Annotated in this window: 1 protein-coding gene; it reads left to right on the top strand. The window is 37.3% G+C overall.

Features of this window, described 5'->3' with window-relative positions; all coding sequences use genetic code 11:
* Positions 1-7: 7 nt before the first annotated feature.
* Positions 8-1,158 (top strand): IS3 family transposase gene (locus ACQKM9_RS21860; RefSeq protein ID WP_427736578.1). Its coding sequence is split into 2 segments (ribosomal slippage): positions 8-281 and positions 281-1,158, totalling 1,152 coding nucleotides; the frame shifts between segments, so codons are not numbered across the junction.
* Positions 1,159-1,183: the final 25 nt, after the last annotated feature.

Raw genomic sequence — 1,183 nt, 5'->3', positions numbered from 1 at the left:
TTTTTTTATGGGAACAAGAGTGAGTTATCCATATGATTTGAAAATGAAGGCTATTGAAATGCGATTAACAGGTATACCTGTGAAACAGGTTTTAACTGAATTAAATATACGGCATAAAACACAAGTTGAAACCTGGATGCGTTGGTATAAAAACGGAGAATTACATCGATTTGAACAACCTGTTGGTAAACAATATACCTTTGATAAAGGTCCTGTATATGAGAATGAACAAACAAGGTTAGAAGTGGAAAACCGTTATTTAAAACAACAGATTGAGGTTCTAAAAAAGTACGCAGAGTTGGAGAGGAAGTGGTTGGAGAAGTAGCTGTACAGTTAGTAGAAACATTAAAAGAAATAATGAGTGTGAAAGCTATATGTATATACTTAGGAGTTGCACGATCTACCTACTATCGTTGGAAACAAGCATCTACCGATGCCGGATCTCGCCAAGGAATTGAACGACGTATTGGTGAACTCTGTCGTGAACATAAATTTCGATACGGTTATCGGAAAATTACTGCACTCTTACACCAAGAAATACGAGTGAATCATAAAGTCGTGCAACGCATAATGCAAAAATATGGTTGGCAATGTCGAGTGAAAGTAAAAAAACGTAAACAAACTGGACAACCATACCACATTGCAGATAATATACTGAACCGTAGTTTTGAGGCAACTGCACCTTTACAAAGGCTCGTAACCGATATTACTTACTTGCCTTTTGGCCAGAAACAATTGTATCTTTCAAGTATTCAAGATTTATATAATGGCGAGATTATCGCCTTTTCTATCGGTGATTGCCAAGATACTGATTTCGTGTTGAATACCTTATCTCAATTAGATTCTTTACCCGAAGGGTGTACACTGCATAGTGACCAAGGTTCGGTATACACATCTTATCGATATCAACAAGCTGTCAAAGGAAAAGGCATTATCATGAGCATGTCCCGTAAAGGTACACCCGCTGATAATGCCCCCATCGAATCGTTTCATTCTGCATTAAAGTCTGAAACGTTCTATTTAGACAATTTGAGGAGTACTACGACAGCAATCGTAGAACAAACTGTCAAAGACTATATAACGTATTATAACTATATCCGAATACAAGCGAAACTAAACAACCAGTCGCCGGTACAATACCGACAACTGGTTGGATAAATGCTTTTTTGATCCCTGTCTTAAA

The sequence above is a fragment of the Viridibacillus sp. NPDC093762 genome (assembly GCF_050279675.1).
Classification (GTDB): domain Bacteria; phylum Bacillota; class Bacilli; order Bacillales_A; family Planococcaceae; genus Viridibacillus.
This window is presented reverse-complemented; position numbering and strand designations above follow the sequence as displayed.